The sequence below is a fragment of the Hallella bergensis DSM 17361 genome, assembly GCF_000160535.1.
Lineage (GTDB): Bacteria > Bacteroidota > Bacteroidia > Bacteroidales > Bacteroidaceae > Prevotella > Prevotella bergensis.
On sequence record NZ_GG704782.1, the window covers coordinates 432,697 to 451,618 of the forward strand.

The 18,922-nt window shown below is 50.4% G+C and carries 11 protein-coding genes; 8 read left to right on the top strand and 3 right to left on the bottom strand.

Features of this window, described 5'->3' with window-relative positions:
* Positions 1-28: 28 nt before the first annotated feature.
* The 5 genes from HMPREF0645_RS10150 to HMPREF0645_RS10170 all read left to right on the top strand — a co-directional run bounded on the left by HMPREF0645_RS10150 (position 29) and on the right by HMPREF0645_RS10170 (position 8,718).
* Complete coding sequence (locus tag HMPREF0645_RS10150; protein ID WP_007174906.1) at positions 29-3,145, top strand: SusC/RagA family TonB-linked outer membrane protein; 3,117 nt, start codon at positions 29-31, stop codon at positions 3,143-3,145.
* 21 nt (positions 3,146-3,166) lie between these two features.
* Positions 3,167-4,789 (top strand): RagB/SusD family nutrient uptake outer membrane protein, encoded by a 1,623-nt coding sequence (locus HMPREF0645_RS10155; protein ID WP_007174907.1) that lies wholly within the window; start codon positions 3,167-3,169, stop codon positions 4,787-4,789.
* 20 nt (positions 4,790-4,809) lie between these two features.
* Positions 4,810-5,964 carry a SusF/SusE family carbohydrate-binding protein gene (locus HMPREF0645_RS10160; RefSeq protein WP_007174908.1) on the top strand — a complete coding sequence of 385 codons (1,155 nt, stop codon included), beginning with the start codon at positions 4,810-4,812 and terminating at the stop codon, positions 5,962-5,964.
* 34 nt (positions 5,965-5,998) lie between these two features.
* Positions 5,999-7,444 (top strand): Outer membrane protein SusF domain-containing protein, encoded by a 1,446-nt coding sequence (locus tag HMPREF0645_RS10165; protein ID WP_007174909.1) that lies wholly within the window; start codon positions 5,999-6,001, stop codon positions 7,442-7,444.
* A gap of 419 nt (positions 7,445-7,863) precedes the next feature.
* The gene (locus HMPREF0645_RS10170; RefSeq protein WP_007174910.1) at positions 7,864-8,718 is read left to right on the top strand and encodes an OmpA/MotB family protein; all 855 of its coding nucleotides are present in this window, start codon (positions 7,864-7,866) and stop codon (positions 8,716-8,718) included.
* Between the two features lie 523 nt (positions 8,719-9,241).
* Here the strand turns inward: HMPREF0645_RS10170 and HMPREF0645_RS10175 are convergent.
* The gene (locus tag HMPREF0645_RS10175; RefSeq protein ID WP_007174912.1) at positions 9,242-9,586 is read right to left on the bottom strand and encodes a hypothetical protein; all 345 of its coding nucleotides are present in this window, start codon (positions 9,584-9,586) and stop codon (positions 9,242-9,244) included.
* A 4-nt stretch (positions 9,587-9,590) separates the two neighbouring features.
* Positions 9,591-10,526 (bottom strand): YitT family protein, encoded by a 936-nt coding sequence (locus tag HMPREF0645_RS10180; protein ID WP_007174913.1) that lies wholly within the window; start codon positions 10,524-10,526, stop codon positions 9,591-9,593.
* Between the two features lie 284 nt (positions 10,527-10,810).
* Here HMPREF0645_RS10180 and HMPREF0645_RS10185 point away from each other — a divergent pair, with 284 nt between their 5' ends.
* The 3 genes from HMPREF0645_RS10185 to HMPREF0645_RS10195 all read left to right on the top strand — a co-directional run bounded on the left by HMPREF0645_RS10185 (position 10,811) and on the right by HMPREF0645_RS10195 (position 17,631).
* Complete coding sequence (locus tag HMPREF0645_RS10185; RefSeq protein WP_007174914.1) at positions 10,811-13,057, top strand: inorganic phosphate transporter; 2,247 nt, start codon at positions 10,811-10,813, stop codon at positions 13,055-13,057.
* 189 nt (positions 13,058-13,246) lie between these two features.
* Positions 13,247-15,988: a TonB-dependent receptor gene (locus HMPREF0645_RS10190; RefSeq protein ID WP_044123573.1), complete on the top strand. Its 2,742-nt coding sequence runs from the start codon at positions 13,247-13,249 to the stop codon at positions 15,986-15,988.
* Positions 15,989-16,101: 113 nt separating this feature from the next.
* Positions 16,102-17,631 carry a hypothetical protein gene (locus tag HMPREF0645_RS10195; protein ID WP_007174916.1) on the top strand — a complete coding sequence of 510 codons (1,530 nt, stop codon included), beginning with the start codon at positions 16,102-16,104 and terminating at the stop codon, positions 17,629-17,631.
* Positions 17,632-17,836: 205 nt separating this feature from the next.
* On the opposite strand, the gene HMPREF0645_RS10200 is transcribed toward HMPREF0645_RS10195, so the two are convergent.
* Positions 17,837-18,739 carry a Ppx/GppA phosphatase family protein gene (locus HMPREF0645_RS10200; protein WP_007174917.1) on the bottom strand — a complete coding sequence of 301 codons (903 nt, stop codon included), beginning with the start codon at positions 18,737-18,739 and terminating at the stop codon, positions 17,837-17,839.
* Between the last annotated feature and the right edge of the window lie 183 nt (positions 18,740-18,922).

The window sequence follows — 18,922 nt, forward strand, 5'->3', positions numbered from 1 at the left end:
AATTGATATAACTTAAAAACCAAAAAAAATGAAGCAGGTAAGATTGACAATGCCTCGCAGAGCCTTCACATTAGTTTGTGGGCTTGCTCTTGCAACTACCGTCTTTGGACAACAGGTGGTTGTCAAAGGACATGTAGTGGATGCTACCGGCGAGCCGGTCATTGGCGCCACAGTTCGTGTAGACGGACAGCAGGGTGGTACGGTGACGGACATAGACGGTAACTTCACGCTAAATGCAAACTCTGGTGCCACGGTAACTGTGGACTACATCGGATATGAAGGTTACAAGGGGTCGGCCACAGCCAACATGAGCATCACGCTCCACGAGGGTGGGGAGAAGACTCTGAATGAAGTGGTGGTTATCGGTTACGGTGCCGTGAAGAAGTCGGACCTCACCGGTTCGGTGACAGCTTTGAAGCCGGATTCCAAGAACAAGGGTCTGGTGGTGAATGCACAGGACATGATCGGCGGTAAGATTGCCGGTGTGAATGTGACGAGCAACAGTGGTTCTCCTGGAGCAGGTGCAACCATCCGCGTGCGTGGTGGTTCTTCGCTCAACGCTTCCAACGACCCGCTGATTGTTATCGATGGCGTTCCGATGGATAACAATGGTGTGAAAGGTCTGTCCAATCCACTGTCGTTGGTCAATCCGCAGGACATCGAAAGCTTCAATGTCCTGAAGGACGCATCTGCTACTGCCATATATGGTAGCCGTGGTTCGAATGGTGTGATCATCATTACCACCAAGAAAGGACGCAAAGGACAGAAGCTCAGCATTAGTTATAATGGTAGTGCAACGGTGAGCATGAAGCGCAAAACCATCGATGTGATGAACGGAGATGAGTATCGCGAATTTGTTAAGAAACTCTATGAGGGCAACAGTCGCTATGACGAGGCTGTGGGTGCACTGGGTACGGCCAACACTGACTGGCAGAACGAAATCTACCAGACGGCCTTCTCGCAGGATCATGGTGTCACCTTGACGGGTTCTGCCGGTGCCACACTGCCTTACCGCGTGTCGTTGGGCTACACCGGACAGGAAGGTATTTTGAAGACATCAGACTTTAAGCGCTATACCGCTGCGGTGAACCTGAGCCCCAGTCTGTTCGACAATCATCTGAACATAAACCTGAACCTCAAGGGCATGTATGCCGACACCAAGTATGCCAAAACTGATGCTATCGGCGCTGCCGTGATGATGGACCCCACAAAACCAGTTTACAGCACAGAGGATAAGTACAAAAACTTTGGCGGTTACTATGAGTGGACAATGCCAGGCACGTCGCTCAACGACCCGACATGGCCTTTAACCTACAACGATCAGGCTACCGCCAACCCTGTAGCCATGCTCCATCTGCACAATGAAAGTGCCAATTCCAAGGACTTCGTGGGTAATATTGACCTTGACTATAAGGTACATGGCTTCGAAGACCTGCGTTTCCACGCTACGGCTGGTGCCGACATCGCAACTGGTAAGCAAGTGCTCGATGAGAGTCCGGCCTATCCAAGCAGCGAAGGAGTGTACTATGGCAACCACGGTTGGGAGAAAATCGACAAGCAGAGCTATACGATGAGTGGGTATACACAGTACTATCATGACTTCAACGACAAGGCCATGAATCACTTTGACATCATGCTTGGATCGGAATACCAGCGCTTTACAAAAAGCACGCATAACTTTTACTATGGCTATTATCCCGAAACCAACAACGACAAGAAGCTTGCCGGGACCATTTACAAGCCCAAAGGCAAAGACTATGATGGCGACGGTACCATCGATCCATACTACGACCCGACGGAAAACCGCCTGCTCTCGTTCTTCGGACGTGCCAACTGGTCGCTCATGGATAGTCGTTACATGCTTACAGCAACATTCCGTGCAGATGGATCCACACGTTTCAACTGGCTCGAGCCTTATCCCAATCAGCAGTGGGGATACTTCCCCTCTTTTGCCTTTGCATGGCGTATCAAGGACGAAAAGGAGTTCAAGGAAATTGAATGGCTGTCTAACCTGAAGCTCCGTCTGGGTTATGGACAGACCGGTCAGCAGGAAGGCATTGATGATTTCAGTTACTATACCTCATACACAATGAACGCCGGACCGGACTCTTACTATCCCATCTCGGGAGACGGTACGATGGCTCGCCCTGCCGCAGTAAACCATTCGCTGACATGGGAGACCACCACCACCTATAATATAGGTCTGGACTGGGGAATCTTCAAGCAGAGACTGACCGGTACGGTGGACTGGTATTATCGCAAAACGACCGACTTGCTCAATACGGTGTATGTTCCTGCCGGTGCTAACTTCAAGAATACATTGCGCTCAAACATCGGTGACATGAAGAATACCGGTGTGGAAGCCAGCTTCCATTGGCTCGCATTGAACACCAAGGACTGGAACTGGACACTCGATTACAACTTCACTTACAACCAGAACTCCATCACCAAACTGACCGGTGGCAAGGACGACGATTACTTTGTACCTACGGGTGGGATTTCGTCTGGTGTTGGTGTAAATGCCCAGGCACACGCCGTTGGACATCCTGCAAGTTCGTTCTATGTGTTCCAGCAGGTGTATGACAAGAATGGCATGCCTCTTGAGGGGGTCGTGGTAGACCGTAATGCCGATGGCCAGATTACCGATGCCGACAAGTATTTCTACAAGAGTCCGGCTGCTCCTGTGACGATGGGCTTCGCCTCTCGTTTAGAATATAAGAACTGGGACTTTGGCTTCTCTCTCCGGGCAAGCATTGGTAACTATGTCTACAACGATGGAATGGCTGGCAAGTCAAACATGAATGTCAGCGAAATCTACAGCAGCCACAGCTTCCTTTCTAACCGTCCGAAATATGTTTTGCCCTACAAATGGCAAACCTACGAGACAACCGCCACACTTTCCGACCGTTGGGTACAGAATGGTTCGTTCCTGAAGTGTGACAATATCACCTTGGGCTATAGTTTCAACAACCTTCTCAAAGGCACGAGCTGGCAGGGAATCAGCGGCCGTTTGTATGGAGCCGTGAACAATGCATTCATCATCACCAAGTATGAAGGCATTGACCCGGAGGTGTTTGGCGGCATCGACAACAACCTTTATCCGCGTCCTTTCTCGGCAACTGTTGGATTAAGTCTTAATTTCTAAAATTTAAAGGATAGATCAATTATGAAAACCTATATAAAAAATATACTTCCGGCAGCAGCTCTTGCACTGACATTTGGCATGTCTTCATGCTCTGATGTGCTGGAGATTTCTCCCAAAGATCCGGATATTGTGACCCAGGTTACGGCAAGCCAGCTGATGAACAAGTGCTATGCAAACATTGCCATGGCCGGTCAGGGCGGTGCCAATGGTGACTGCGACATCGATGGTCTTGATGGCGGTACAACCGGATATGTGCGCCAGATGTTCAATGCTAACGAGCTTACGACAGACGAAGCCATCTGCGGATGGGGAGACGAGGGGGTTGCGGCATTCAATTTCAACAGCTACGATGCCTCTCACCCAATGCTTCGCGGTCTCTATTATCGCCTGTATTTTGGTGTAACCGTTTGCAACCAGTATCTCATTCAGTTCGCCGAAGAGGACGCGACGATGACCGCAGAAGTTCGTTTCCTGCGTGCACTCAACTACTTTATGTTGATGGACTGCTTTGGTAATGTGCCTTTTACAACAGCCATTTCATCAGAAAAACCCAAGCAAATTCAGCGCGCCGACCTTTACAAATGGATCGAGAGCGAACTGCTCGACATTGAAGGCAAGCTGTCTAAGGCTCAGCCCAAGAAGGAAGGAGAGGCCGGCTACGGCCGCGTGGATCAGGCTGCCTGCTGGATATTGCTGGCCCGTCTGTATCTGAATGCAGAGGTTTACACCGGAACGCCCAACTGGTCTAAGGCCAAGGAGTATGCCCAGAAGGTGATGAACTCTCCCTATAAGCTGTACACCACAGCCAAGAAGGATCCTTCCGGCCAGACGTGGTCTGCCTATCAGCAGTTGTTTATGGGTGACAATGGCACCAATGGAGCATCTGTAGAAGGTATCTTCCCAATCGTGCAGGATGGTATCACCACCACTTCTTGGGGTACATCCCTATTCCTTATGGCCGGTCCTATAGACAAAGAGGCTTGCGTAAGGATTGATGGGACTAAGGGAAACAACACCAAAGAGTCCTGGAGCGGTAACCGTTGTCGTCCCGACCTCATCCGCAAGTTCTTCCCGCGCAACGACGCACCCAATGTCAATGCATACATGATGCCCGAGGCTGCAGGCGACGACCGTGCCATCTTCGACGGCGAGGGTCGTACCCTCGACAACACCGAGGTAGGCACGTTCAAGAATGGCTTTGCTACCCTGAAGTTCAATAACTTCAAGACTGACGGCTCTTCCGGTCACAGCAGTCAGTTCCCCGATGCTGACTTTTTCTTCTTCCGAACAGCCGAGGCTTATCTCATCTTTGCTGAGGCAGATGCTCGCCTCAACGGCAATAAGGTGACAACCGAAGGCATGAACGCACTCAACGCACTGCGTATACGTGCCAATGCAGAGAAAAAGACCACCTGGACCATGAAGGATCTCTGCGACGAGTGGAGCCGCGAGTTCTACTTCGAGGGAATCCGTCGTCCCACCTTGATTCGCTTCGGCTACTTTGGCGGCAACAACAATTATACTTGGCAGTGGAAGGGCGGAGCTTTTGAGGGAACCCAGTTCTCATCCAGCAAGAACGTCTTTGCCATTCCTACACAGGATATGACTGTCAACGATAACTTGGTGCAGAACAAGGATTACTAATTATCTAAAAAAGTTCGAAAATGAAAAATATATTTAAGTTATTACTGCTGCTTTTCGGTTTTGTTCTCCTCGCTTCCTGTGAGGACGACAATGGCAGCAATCCTGTGCTGACAACACCCACGACATTCGTGCTGAATACCCCAAGTATTGCGGCAAACAATGTTATTGACCTGGCCAACTCCAACACCTTGGAGCTCACCTGCTCACAGCCAGACTATGGTTTTCCGGCCGTAACGTCCTACACTGTAGAGGTGGCTACCAAGAGCGACATGAGCGATGCAACGCCTCTCGCCCAGACGTTCACCTCTGCCAGAATGAACCTTGACGCTGCCGAACTGGCCAGTACGCTGACCACCTTGGAATTGAACGCCGGGAAAAAGGATTCCGACTTCCCGATGACCATCCCCGTTTATGTCCGCGCCAAGGCTGTCATGGCCAGCAAGACAGGTGGTAGCGTGTCGGGTACGTCCATCACATCCAACGTTGTAACGCTGAACAAAGTCAACCTACGTTACTCCTTGCCCCCTGTATCTCTGCCTGAGAACATCTATATCACGGGTAACTTCAACAACTGGAGCTGGGAGACTTCCTTGGTCATGACTCCTGTTTATGACACCGACAACATGTTCTGGCATCTGGTCTATATCGATGGAAAAGGTATCAAGTTCAACACCTCCAAAGCATGGGACGGCAACGAAGTAGGCTTCTCCAAGATCGTTGTGAATGCCTCGAGCGAACTCGGCAGCGAGATTATCGAAGCTGATGGCAACATCGCCTCGTCCAAGCCGGGCTGGTATTTAATGATCGTCACCACCTCTGTATCCGGTCGAGACATTGTCTACGATGTGAGATTCAACAAACCCGAGGTATGGCTCATGGGAACTGCAACGGCCGGAGCCGATTGGAAAGAGCTGGAAGAAGGTACGATGTTCACAGTACCTACAACGGCTGATGGAAACTTTGTGTCACCCGCATTTGCCAACAACACCACAGGTGATGGCGGTCTGCGTGTGTATGTAAAGATTCCTGACTGTGACTGGTGGAAGTCTGAGTTTATGGTATTCGACAAGGTCATCAAGTATCGTGGCAAGGGCGGCGACCAAGATCGCGTCCAGGGCTCACAAGGCCAGAAGATCTATATGAACTTTACATCGGAAACCGGTGAGATCAAGTAACAATAATCCAAGTTGACTAAAGAAAACAAGAGATATGAAAAAAATATCATTATATCTGATACTCGCTCTTGCAGGACTCTTCACGAGTTCCTGCAGTGACGACTACACCGACTGGGCTGCACCGCAGACCAATCCGCAGGAAGCCGCCATCACCCTTCCTGGGGTCAAGGCATCGGCCGTAGAGCCGCAGACACTTGCCGAAGGAGTAGACGCCGTTCCGGTGTTTACCCTGACCACGGCCACCCTGCCCGAGGGATATGCGCTGGGCAAGGCTCGCGTGGAACTTACCCCTCAGGACGCAGGCAACACCAAGGCTACCGTTGTGAACACAACCCTCGACGGACATGCCTCCAAGGCCGATCTCCAAGCGCTCATCGAGCAGGCCTTCGGCAAAAACCCTGTCGCTCGCAAGTTTGATGCGCAGGTGTATCTCAATGCAGTGAAAAACGGGCAGGCTGCACTCATCGACGCCGGTAAGATTGTTTACACCGTGACCACGGTCAAGCCCGACATCGCAGAGGCTTATTATATCATTGGCGGCCCCAACGACTGGGCAGAATCGGCAGCAACGAAGCCTTTGAAGTTCAGCCACAGCGAAACCAACGTGTATGACGATCCCGTCTTTACCATCTCTTTCCCTGTAGATGCAACCAAGGACACTTGGTTTGCTATTGCCGACGACAAGGCCTGCGACGGTATCACCAACCAGAACGACTGGTCAATGCTCCTGGGTACCACCAGCGGCAATGGCAAGAACGGCGAAACCGGAGCTATGGAGCGTCGAGCCAAACTCTCCGACGACGGTTCATTCATGGTTCCCGCAGGTTCCCGCTATGTGTCTGTGACTATCAACATGATGGAATACACCTACACTGTGAAGGGCATCAACTTCTCTGAATTTATCTACGAAGTGGGCAACAACAGCAAATGGGGTGAGCATCCCTACGCTATGTACGGTCCCAATTTTGACGGCAAGTATTACGGTGCGTTCTATCTCGACGGCGAATTCAAGTTCAAGCCCAACGGTGGCGACGACTGGAGCGGCGACTGGGAATACAACGGCGAGGGTAAGCTCACGGCAGACGGCAGCAAGAACATCCCTGCCCCCGAGACGGGCTTCTACTTCGTAACCGTAGACCTCACATCCATGTCCTACGAGCTGAAACCCTTTGAGGAGATGCACGTGGTGGGCGATGCCCTCGTTGGCAACGCTGACCAATGGGGTGCAGGCGTCACCATGACATGGAATGCCACCAACAAGACTTGGGAAGCCAAGGGCGTGAAGCTCGAGGCCGGCAAGACCATCAAGTTCAAGGATGAAGACGGCAGCTGGAAAGGTGTGAACCTCGGCGGCTCGCTCGACAAGCTCATTCAGGGAAGCAACGACAACATTCCCGTTGTCCAGTCGGGAACCTTCGACATTATTCTCCACATGGAGAACACCGATCGTGCCCCCTATGCTGAGTTGATTGCACGGTAAGCCACGCCACACAACAACGATCACAACTGCAAAACGGGGCGTTCACAACACAGTGACACCCCCAGGCAGATGTGAGGAAAACAGATTGTTATAATTATTTTTACAGTCCGCTAAACTTTTGGTATTCGTAACAAAAGTTTAGCGGACTGTCATGTTGCTCTCTATTCAGGCGTTACAGCCCTATTTCCCAGCCTGAATCGTCCTGACCTTATGCTGCAATTCTACAAACTAAGTAGAGGAAAAGGACTTTTGCAAAAGCTTATCTTGGATGTAAAAAGGGTTTTGCAAAGACATCAGAATAGTTAAAACCGAGGGAAATGTGGTTAAAATATTCTAATCAAACGCAACATTACACGTCGTGTTGCGTCTTTACCATATAGTATATACGTGGAAGATATTAACTAAAAATACGAACAAATATGAAGAAGAACGTTTTTATCATGGCGGTAACGGCTGGCGTGTTGCTCGTTTCGAGCTGCGCAAGCAAGAAGGAATTGGTGAACTGCCAGAACGAAAATCGTGAGTTGACATCAAACTATCAGTCTGCCAAGGAACAGCTGGCTGCCTCGCAAGCACGCGTTTCCTCACTCGAGGACCAGTTGAGCCAGCAGAAGCGAGACTATGCTTCGCTGCAAAATAGCCTTGACAAGAGTTTGGCGAACACATCGGACAACAACATCAATATATCCAAACTGGTTGACCAGATTAACGAATCGAACCAATACATCCGTCATTTGGTGGATGTGAAGAGCAAGAGCGACTCGCTGAACATGGTGCTGACCAACAATCTGACCCGCTCGCTGAGCAGGGAGGAAATGAAGGAAGTGGATGTTCAGGTGCTCAAAGGCGTGGTCTATATCTCTTTGGCCGACAACATGCTCTATAAGAGCGGTAGCTATGAGATTAACGACCGTGCGGAAGAGACACTGGGTAAGATTGCAAAGATCATCATGGACTACAAGGATTATGATGTGCTCATCGAAGGAAATACCGACAATGTGCCTATCAACACCTCGTCGGAGCTGATGAAGAATATCCGCAACAACTGGGATCTCTCGGCTCTGCGCGCTTCTTCTGTGGTGCAGTATCTCATCGACCACTTTGGTGTTGCGCCGGGCAGACTGACCGCCGGAGGTCGTGGCGAGTTCAATCCCATTGCTTCCAATGATACGGCATTAGGCAAGCAGCGCAACCGCCGTACCCAGATTATCATCACACCGAAGCTCGACCAGTTTATGGACCTCATCGACGAGGCTCCCGAAGAGAATAAATAGAGCAGGGATTCGTCCCGATTTTTGTCGCCTCCCTTGTGCATCCTTGAACGGGTTGCGCAGGGGAGGCGTCAATATTTTATCATAAAAACAGGGACATGTCCACTCGCTGTTCTGGAGAAAAAAGTGGGCAGAAATAGCCGTGGGTACGTAGAGAAATGTTCGAAAAAACCACGGGCTGACGCGATAAAGGTCTTATGGTGGTGCGACAAGGCTGGAATCGCAACCCGTTTTGACTTTGGACGCGTGGCGATCAAGCTTCGATCGCACTGCCGTTAGTATCTAATGGCAGGGTGTTTGGAAAACTGTTTTTTCGGCGAAACTTTGCTTTTTTAGCAAGATTTTGATTATTAAGTCTTTGCAGAAAACCCAAACTTTGGGCGTATTTCGGAAAAGAGATTTGGAATTTTGAAATACGCCGCTCAGCAGCATCGCTTTGTTGGAATTTTTCATCGCCTTGAGTCGCCCTTGCAAAGACAAGTGCAGTTTGACCGGGGCGATGTCTCCGGCTGTTGTGATGTAATACTTACTGTTTATTCACTTCGATTGTTGGCGGTGTGTATCGGAAAGAATCCATACTGACAACCCGCCCGTCCCTGAATCCGATGAGAATGACATCGTAGTTGCCCGCAAGGTCGAAGTTTTTATGATATTCCCACTGTTCCAATCCGTCTTCGGTAAATCGGCGGTAGTTGGGCTCTTTTTTCATGATGGATGTAACTTCCTGGTAGGTTTGTCCCTGATGGATTCTTCCGGTCATTTGGACACGGCTGCTACTCATTCCCATGGTGACACAAGAAGACAGTGTTATGGCCATGACGAGTGCTGCGATGGCATGAATCAACTTTTCTTTTCGTTTCTGAGTTTTCATAGCGTTAGCTGTTAAGTTCAACCTGTTGTTTGGGAGTGAGTTTTCTGATGCGACTCTGGCGTGGCTGTCTCACCTTAAACTTGTCGAATCCCTCACCATACACACCGATTACGTTGGTCTGGGTGACGAAAGCCTTGGGGTCTATCTCGTTGATGATAGAGAATATGATGCTGCTCTCGCGTCGCTTGGCCATGACAAACAGCATCTTCACGTTGTGCCCGGTGTAGAATCCCTGAGCCTCGATGACGGTTGCACCACGGTGTGGATATTTGGCTATGCGCGAAGCAATCTCCTTGTATTTGTCCGAGATAATGAAAAATTGCACGCTACGCTGCATCGACTGTATCACTTGGTCGATACAGAAACCGATGACCAGCAGCACCACATAACCATAGATCACCTTCTCCCAGTCGTGGAATACGAAATAAGTAGACGTAATGATGACAATGTCGATAAGCATGATGATGCGCCCAAGGCTGATGTCGCGGTATTTGTTGATAATGGCCGCAATAATATCGGTGCCGCCCGTGGAGCCGCGAAAGGCAAGTCCGATGCCGACTCCGGAGCCGCAGAATATACCTCCGATGATGCTGGCCATGAAAGGTTCGTTGCTCAACAAATGGGTGTTGGCTGAGTATTCCTGCATCAGTGCGGTCACCGTGGTGAGCACGGCAACACCAAACATGGTCTTGATGCAAAACTTGAACCCCAAAATACGGAGTGCGATAAGCAGGAGTACGGCATTGACAAGGAAATAGGTGAACTGCACGGGAACATCTGCAGCCCAAAAGACAATAGATGCGATACCGGCCACCCCGCCCGTTCCAATGCTGTTGGGCAGCAGAAAGATGTTCCAACCAATGCTGTAGGAAATCATGGCAATGCCAATCATGACATAATCGCGTATCTCGTTGATGATTTTTTTGTTCTCTGACGTCATGGCTTTTTCTTTTTACCTTTACCTTGCTGTCTCAAGCTGGACTGCGAAGAGCCGAACTTGTGAAGCTTCAGTAGGTTTGTTATACGGTTGCAAAGTTACGGATAAATCTCATAAAACAAAGTTTTTAGCAATCAAAGTTATAGCAAGTGAGCAAGAGAGCCTTGAGTCATTTTGTGCACCTGCCCAATCCTACGCCCGTGTAACACCATTGTAACATGCGCGTAAAAATTATGTAACAAGTTCTACTTACCTTTGCCGCATAATTTTACGGATATCTCTGATTTATGAGCACCATTTATTTATGTATTGTCGTATTCCTGCTGTGTTTGGCAGTGTTCGATCTCTTTGTGGGCGTGAGCAATGACGCCGTGAATTTTCTCCAGTCGGCCGTAGGAGCCAACGTGGCCACGTTCCGCACCATACTCATCATTGCATCGTGTGGGGTTGCCTGCGGCGCTGTGCTGTCCTCGGGTATGATGGATGTGGCCCGGCATGGTATTATGATGCCCGTGAACTATTCGTTCGAGGAGGTTATCACCATTTTCCTGGCCGTTATGGTGACCGACGTGCTGATACTCGATGTATTCAACACGCTTGGCATGCCCACATCGACCACGGTATCGTTGGTTTTTGAATTGCTGGGAGGTACGTTTATTCTTGCGACCATCAAGATGGTTGGCGACGACAGCCTCGACTACGGCAACCTGCTCAACAGCAGTCATGCGCTGAAAACGATCATTGCCATTTTTGTCAGCGTCGGTATAGCTTTCTTCTTTGGAGTGATTGTGATGTGGATATCGCGTGTGATATTCACCTTTAACTACAAGTTGCACGCTAAGTTTACCATTGCTGTGTTTGGCGGAATTGCCTTCACGGCATTGGCTTATTTCATTTTCCTCAAGGGGTTGGGCAAGAGTCCCTATATTTCAGAGGCAACAAGAGACTACATTCAGGCTAACACGGGCATGCTGCTTGTCTATACCTTCATCATCTCGACCATTCTGATGGAAATCCTTCATCTGCTGCGTGTGCACATCTTCAAGTTAGTGGTGCTCATGGGAACGTTTGCCTTGGCCATGGCCTTTGCAGGCAACGACTTGGTGAACTTCATCGGTGTGCCGTTGGCCGGGCTCGATTCCTATCAGGATTTCACGGCCAACGCGGGCGGAGCATCGGCTTCGGAGTTCATGATGGTGTCGCTTATGGAGAGCGCCAAGACACCCCCTGCCTTCCTGATGGCGGCCGGACTTATCATGATTATAGCCATGGCAACCTCGAAGAAGGCCCACAACGTGATCAAAACCTCTGTGGACCTGAGCCGACAAGATGAGGGTGACGAGATGTTCGGGTCGTCGAGTGCGGCTCGCAGCATCGTTCGCTTCAGTCAGAACGGTGGATCGTGGTTTGAACAGGTGCTTCCTTCGCGTATCCGCCAGTGGATTGGCAGCCGGTTTGACAGAAGTGAGGTGATACTCGACGAGGGTGCGGCATTCGACACGGTGCGGGCATCGGTCAATCTTGTGCTGGCAGCCATGATCATCACCATCGGTACTAACTACAAGTTACCCTTGTCCACAACATACGTCACCTTCATGGTGGCCATGGGTACCAGCTTGGCCGACCGCGCATGGAGCCGCGAGAGTGCGGTGTTCCGTGTGACGGGTGTGCTGAGTGTCATCGGAGGATGGTTCATTACGGCGGGAGCGGCTTTCCTTGCCTGTGCAGCGGTGTGTGTGATCATGTTCTATGGCGGCATCATTGTTCAGGTGGCATTTATGGTTTTAGTGATTATTACTCTCATTCGCTCCAACCGAAAATATGCCAAGAAAGCTGCAAGGAATAACAAGACCAGTCTGTTCAATCTCATGATGCGCACCCGTGATGCCGATTTGGTGTGGGATATGCTGCGCGGACAGGTAACCAAGACGCAGGCATTTGTCAACGGTTTTGCCCAGAAGGAGTTCAACCGCATCATAGACGGCTTTGCCAATCAGGACGTGCGCTCGTTGCGTCGCAGCAAGAAGGAGCTTGTTAATGAACAGGCGATGCTGAAGAAGTTTCGCCGACAGGAAATGCTGGGATTGAAGAGGTCGCCTGTTGATGTTGCCATTGAGCGGAACACGTGGTTCCATCTCGGTGCCAACTCTAATCAGCAGTTTATCTACAGTCTTCGCCGCATGCTCGATCCTATCAAGGAACATGTGGACAACAATTTCAACCCACTGCCTCCCGAATATATCAACGAGTTTGAACCCGTGCGCAGAAGAATCAATGAGCTTATGAAGATGGCACAGAACATTATCGAGGCCAGACAATATGACAATTATCGGAACGTCTTGGCCGAGGCGGATTTCTGCAGGGATGAGTTGTCGGAGCTGCGGAAACGGCACATCGACCGTATTCAGCAGACGGAGAATAACCGGATGCTTCAGGTGTCTCTCGTGTATCTAAATATGTTGCAGGAGAGCCAGGAATTTTTGAATGCCATGCGCCATCAGTTGCGTGCAGTGAAGAAGTTCATGGAGAATTAAACAGAAGTTCATGGAGAATTAAACAGAATCCTGCCGGCTGGTCATGCAGCCGGCAGGATTCGTAGTAACGTGTTTGTAACCTGCCTGTAATCGTCTCTTCAACATCTTGTGAACGTTATGTCAAACGTGTGCAACGCTGCTGTAATATGTTGCGTATAACTTTGCAGCGTACAAAAGATGATAATCAAGATGAAAGATTGCAAAAGGGGAATGACAGTCGTATTACTGCTATTGATTGCTACCATTCAGGGTATCGCCCAATCGATTGTGGGCACGGTGACCGACAACAGCACTGACGAACCGTTAATCGGTGCTATGGTTGCTGTAAGAGGAACAGACAATAAGGCCGTAACCGACATTGACGGCAAATTCTGGCTGACAGGATTGAAGGCCAACAGTAATTACACGCTGGTCGTAACTTATGTGGGCTACAAAACGCAGACGGTGGAAACCACCTCTATCAGGGTTGTCTCCGGCGAAGAAGGTATCAGGATTCAGATGACTCCGGACGAACATCAGCTTGGAGAGGTTTCCATTGTCGGCATTGAGCGAAAGAATACCGAGACGGCCGCCGTTCAGCAGGTAAAGAACAGCGATGTGATTGTGAGCAATGTCTCGGCACAAGAAATAGAGAAAACACAGGACTCCAACGCCGGCGAGGTGATACGCCGTGTGCCGGGTGTGAGTCTTATCGACGATAAGTTTGTGATGGTGCGCGGCCTGTCACAAAGATATAACAATGTGTGGATGAACGGTGGTGCTGTGCCCAGCAGCGAGGCCGACAGCCGTGCTTTCTCGTTTGACATCATCCCCAGTCAGCAGATTGATAACCTCACCATTGTGAAGACACCGTCTGCTGAGTATCCTGCCGACTATACCGGTGGTTTTATCCTTATTAATACCAAGGAAATTCCCGTTTCAAATTCACTTTCCTTCACTGTGGGAGGAAATTGGAACGATGCCTCGTTGGGCGATTTCTCCACGTTCAGCAAGACCACAAGCAATCTTGACGCCATCGGAACCTCGCTGCTCACGGGTGGTTTCAACAACGACTGGATGGTGAAGTCGCAAAATGTATATGGCGATTTGAAGCTGGGCATGAACGGTAGCTCTCGCTGGAAGATAGGCCACCACAAACTTGGAATGATTGCTGCGGCCAACTATTCGAATGCATACCGCACGTATGCCGACATGCAGAACAACCTCTATGGTGTGTATGATGTGGCTAACGACCGTAGCAACTATTTGCGCCATTCTGTCGACGACCAGTACAACAACAACCGCAGGTTTGGTGCGATGCTCAACTTCACGCTCCTCTCTCCAACAGGAAACCACAAGCTTGAGCTTAAAAACATCTTCAATCGCCTGACCAATCAGCGCTACACTTGGCGTGAGGGTGTGTCGGCACAGGCCAATCTCGAGAACTCCGCCGAATACTATTACCGCAGCCGCACGGCCTACAACGGGCAGGTCACCGGCAAGCACACCTTCAAGAATGACCAGCTGGACTGGAGCGTGGGCTATGCCTATGCCAACCGACATCTGCCCGACCGTCGTCGCTATTTGGTCGACGATGCCTTAGAGTCCGGCCAGATTGCCCTGACCACGGGTAACGACATATCGCGCGAATGGACACAACTTGACGAGCATATCATCTCGGGCAACGTGAACAACAAGATGGACTTCAAGTTCAATACATGGGAACCTAATTTGAAGTATGGTGCCTATGCAGAATACCGCACCCGTGAATACATGGCCCGTGAGTTTATCTACCATTGGGATGCTTCCAACCACAGCCTGCCTGACGGGTTCCGTCAGATGGATATCCCGACACTACTGTCGAACGAGAACAATCTGGGCGAGGGGAAAATGGATGTTCTGGAGCAGGTAAGGTGGAGCAACAACTACAGCGGACACAACACATTAGGCGCAGGCTATCTCACGGCGACTCTCCCCTTTGGTCCTTTGAGCATCCTCGCCGGTGTCCGCTTTGAGCATAATGACATGGAACTCATTTCCAACACCCGCGATAACGAGCGCAGCGAATCGTCACGCCACTACCGCAGCGATGATTTCTTCCCCTCATTCAACGCCACGTATAAGTTCAACGATCGCCACCAGCTGCGTGCCAGCTATGGCCGAACCGTTAACCGTCCGGAGTTTCGTGAGGTGTCCTCATCGGTGTATTACGATTTCGACCTGGCCTCGAGCGTGCAGGGAAACACCGAGTTGAAGACCTGTCGCGTGGATAATGCGGACCTTCGCTATGAGTTCTATCCTTCGCGTGGTGAGCAGATTTCGCTCGCAGCATTCTATAAACATTTCGATTCCCCGATAGAGTGGACCTACACCGTGGCGGGAGGTACCGACCTCATCTATTCCTACAAGAATGCGGTCAGCGCCAACAACGTCGGTCTTGAACTGGATATCCGCAAGGATCTCTCGTTCATCGGGCTGAGAAATTTCAGCTGGTCGTTCAACGGGGCACTCATCCGCAGCCGTGTGAACTTCCCCAGAGGAGCCAAGGAGGAAAACCGGCCCATGCAGGGACAGTCGCCCTATCTTGTCAACACAGGACTGTTTTATCGCAACGAGGCAAAGCAGTTAAGCGTGGCTCTGCTCTACAATCGCATCGGGAAACGCATCATTGGTGTAGGCCGTTCGGAGGGAAGCACCGGTGGCGAGGAAACGGCACGCATACCCGATTCCTACGAAATGCCACGCAATGTGCTCGACCTGTCTGCCACAAAGCGATTCGGCAAACGTTGGGAACTGAAGTTCAACATCCGGGATATACTTGCCGAGAAAATATACTACAAGCAGTTTGCCGAAGTGAATTATTCCGACGGTACCCACAAAACCATAGACGAAATCGTGCGTGCTTTCAAGCCTGGCCGCAACTTTGGACTATCGGTTGTCTACAAATTGTAACGCTGTGTTCAAGCGGCTCATCGACAATCTGATATGAATATCCCAATCACGACACAACGAAAACATATACTATCAAGAGAAATATTTCAACGTTTAACAAACATTATTTACTTATGAACAAACAATGGATGTATGGATGCATGGGCATCCTGATGGTTGCAGCAAGTCTGATTTCCTGCAGTAGCGAAGACGATGGTGAGAAACCGGATCCCACCCCCAGCACCGGTTACACCTGGACAACCGACGGCGGTCTCAAGGCTGCATCGGGTATTCTTTTCACTAACGGCAAGGAAGACGCTGCAGGAAAGGAAATAGGAACCGGCGACAAGGAGTTTGTCTTCACGGGCAAGCAAACCCTGAAAAAGGGAACCTACTTGTTGAAAGGCTGGGTCTACATTGCCAATGGAGCCGAACTCACCATTGAGCCGGGCACTGTGATCAAGGGCGACAAGGACACCAAGGCTTCGCTCATCGTGGAACGTGGTGGCAAGCTCATGGCCAAGGGCACGGCTACGGCCCCCATCGTGTTTACTTCGGCTCAGCCCAAGGGAAATCGCAAACCGGGTGACTGGGGTGGACTGATCATCTGTGGTAAGGCCAAGAACAACCAAAAGGAAATGCAGATTGAGGGTGGTCCCCGCACGAAGCATGGCGGCGAAGACAATGCCGATAACTCCGGTGTGCTGAGCTATGTGCGCATTGAGTTCGCAGGTTATCCCTTTGAGAAAGACAAGGAAATCAACGGCCTGACCTTCGGCTCGGTGGGTTCTGGCACACAGGTAGACCACGTGCAGGTGTCTTATTCCAACGACGACTCCTACGAGTGGTTTGGTGGTCAAGTGAATTGTAAGTATTTGGTAGCTTTCAAGGGTTGGGACGATGATTTCGATACCGACAACGGTTTCGCCGGTAAGGTGCAGTTTGGTTTGGTTGTCCGCGACTCCAAGATTGCTGACACGTCACAGAGCAATGGCTTCGAAAGCGACAACTGCGCTGACGGCTCCGCTGTTTCTCCTTACACCACGGCCACCTTCTCCAACATCACTTTTGTTGGTCCCAAGATGGATGCAGGCTTCCTGAATTCGGTAGACTATATTACCGGCGGTTCGATGAATCCCGGCAATGGCTCGGCACTGGGCAAGTTCCAGAGCGCCATGCAGATTCGCCGCAACTCTCGTCTGAGCTGCTACAACTCAGTGGCATTGGGCTACCCCATCGGACTGATTCTCGACAATCAGAAAGGCGACACCCAAGGAGCTGCCACAGCCGGAAAACTTCATGTTAACAATGTGTGGTTTGCAGGTATGGATGTTGTCGGCTCTGACGCCAACAAGATCTACGATGACGTGCTTGTGACGGGCTACAACGAAAAGAGCAAACCCATATTGGACACGAAGCAGAAGAGCTTCTCCAGCACATGGTTCATGAATCAGAAGGGCAACAAGGTGCTCAAGGAGATCGTCGAACTCGGCATGGAGTCCAATGGCTATATGCCTAAGGCTGGCAGTGCACTGCTCACGGCGGCTCTCTTTAGTGGTCTCGACAGCTGGTTCAATCCGGTAAGCTATATCGGTGCATTCAGTGCAGGCGACACTTGGTTGGAAGGTTGGACCAACTTCGATCCCGAGAACACAGATTATTAATCGTGCACGACCTTTTCTGAAAAGAAAACAGCTGTAAGGTCAAATACAAACGACCCTGCCCGCGCTTCCGTTGCGTGGGCAGGGTTTTCCATATGGTTAGCTCTTGTTTTTTACTCTACATGCTATCGTCTAACGGCCGCAGTACGCTTGTCTAACGGCTGCAGTACGCTTGTCTAACGGCCGCAGTACACCTGTATCGCGGCCGTCAGCCCATGGCATTGTCTCTCAATTCCCGGTATAGTCCGTCGACGATCGAGTCGGCCAGGGAGATGTTGGGCACGAAGATGCTGTCGCTCTTTAGTTGTTTGGCAACAGAGAGGAAGATCTGGGCAGCGGGCACGATCACGTCGGCCCGGTCGTCTTTGAGACCGTAGGCTTCCATGCGCTCTTTTAGGCTCATGGGTTTCAGCAGTCCGTAAAGCCGCTGCAATTCCTCGACACCAAGTGTTTTGGTAGACTGTTTCTCGTTGGAAATTCTGAATAGCTTGTTGATGTTTCCGCCCGAGCCGATGATCTGGATGTCGGGATATTTCTGCGCATAGTTTTGTAAATCGCTCTCCATCCTTTCCCACATGCTGGGCGGCACCTGTCCGGAGAGCAGCCTCAGCGTACCGATGTTGTAGGAATGACTCTCGGCTAAGGCGCCCTCGTGGATGAGCGATATTTCAGTGGAGCCGCCTCCCACGTCGACGTAGGCAAAGTTGCCCTCGTTGGAGTCGGTCTTCTCCACGAGGTTGTTGACGAGCAGCAAGGCCTCGTCCGAGCCCTTCACAATCTCAATCTTGATGCCAGTCTCCTTTTTAATTTTCTTCAGGACATGCATGCCGTTCTCGGCATCGCGCATGGCCGAAGTGGCACAGGCACGGTAGGCGTCGACGCCGAACAGCTTCATGAAGTGCTTGTAACCTTTCATCATGTGGATCATCATCTGCTCGCGCTCCTTGGATATTTTGCCAAGGGTGAACACGTCCTTGCCCAGACGCAGGGGAACGCGGATGAAAATGAGCTTCTTGACCCGGTCGAGCCCCACTTCCTTGTCATTGAATTTCTTAATCAGCAACCGTGCTCCGTTGGAGCCGATGTCGATGGATGCAAGTGTTTTCTTCATAAAAATATAGATAGGAAAATTAAAAGATGCTTGGTAATAGGAAGAATAATACAAAGATAATCAAAAAAAGTGTTGCATGCTTGATTCTGAATAATTTTTTAACCCTTTATTTTCACTCATGCGACACGAAAACGCCTTGATGTTGTTTTCTGCAAAAAAATAGTCTCCTCTCATATTAAAGTC

Excerpts from the sequence above, each read along its gene's own strand:
- HMPREF0645_RS10165 (WP_007174909.1), top strand. The coding sequence starts at position 5,999 with ATGAAAAAAATATCATTATATCTGATACTCGCTCTTGCAGGACTCTTC.
- HMPREF0645_RS10185 (WP_007174914.1), top strand. The coding sequence starts at position 10,811 with ATGAGCACCATTTATTTATGTATTGTCGTATTCCTGCTGTGTTTGGCA.
- HMPREF0645_RS10170 (WP_007174910.1), top strand. The coding sequence starts at position 7,864 with ATGAAGAAGAACGTTTTTATCATGGCGGTAACGGCTGGCGTGTTGCTC.
- HMPREF0645_RS10150 (WP_007174906.1), top strand. The coding sequence starts at position 29 with ATGAAGCAGGTAAGATTGACAATGCCTCGCAGAGCCTTCACATTAGTT.
- HMPREF0645_RS10190 (WP_044123573.1), top strand. The coding sequence starts at position 13,247 with ATGAAAGATTGCAAAAGGGGAATGACAGTCGTATTACTGCTATTGATT.
- HMPREF0645_RS10195 (WP_007174916.1), top strand. The coding sequence starts at position 16,102 with ATGAACAAACAATGGATGTATGGATGCATGGGCATCCTGATGGTTGCA.
- HMPREF0645_RS10180 (WP_007174913.1), bottom strand. The coding sequence starts at position 10,526 with ATGACGTCAGAGAACAAAAAAATCATCAACGAGATACGCGATTATGTC.
- HMPREF0645_RS10160 (WP_007174908.1), top strand. The coding sequence starts at position 4,810 with ATGAAAAATATATTTAAGTTATTACTGCTGCTTTTCGGTTTTGTTCTC.
- HMPREF0645_RS10200 (WP_007174917.1), bottom strand. The coding sequence starts at position 18,739 with ATGAAGAAAACACTTGCATCCATCGACATCGGCTCCAACGGAGCACGG.
- HMPREF0645_RS10175 (WP_007174912.1), bottom strand. The coding sequence starts at position 9,586 with ATGAAAACTCAGAAACGAAAAGAAAAGTTGATTCATGCCATCGCAGCA.
- HMPREF0645_RS10155 (WP_007174907.1), top strand. The coding sequence starts at position 3,167 with ATGAAAACCTATATAAAAAATATACTTCCGGCAGCAGCTCTTGCACTG.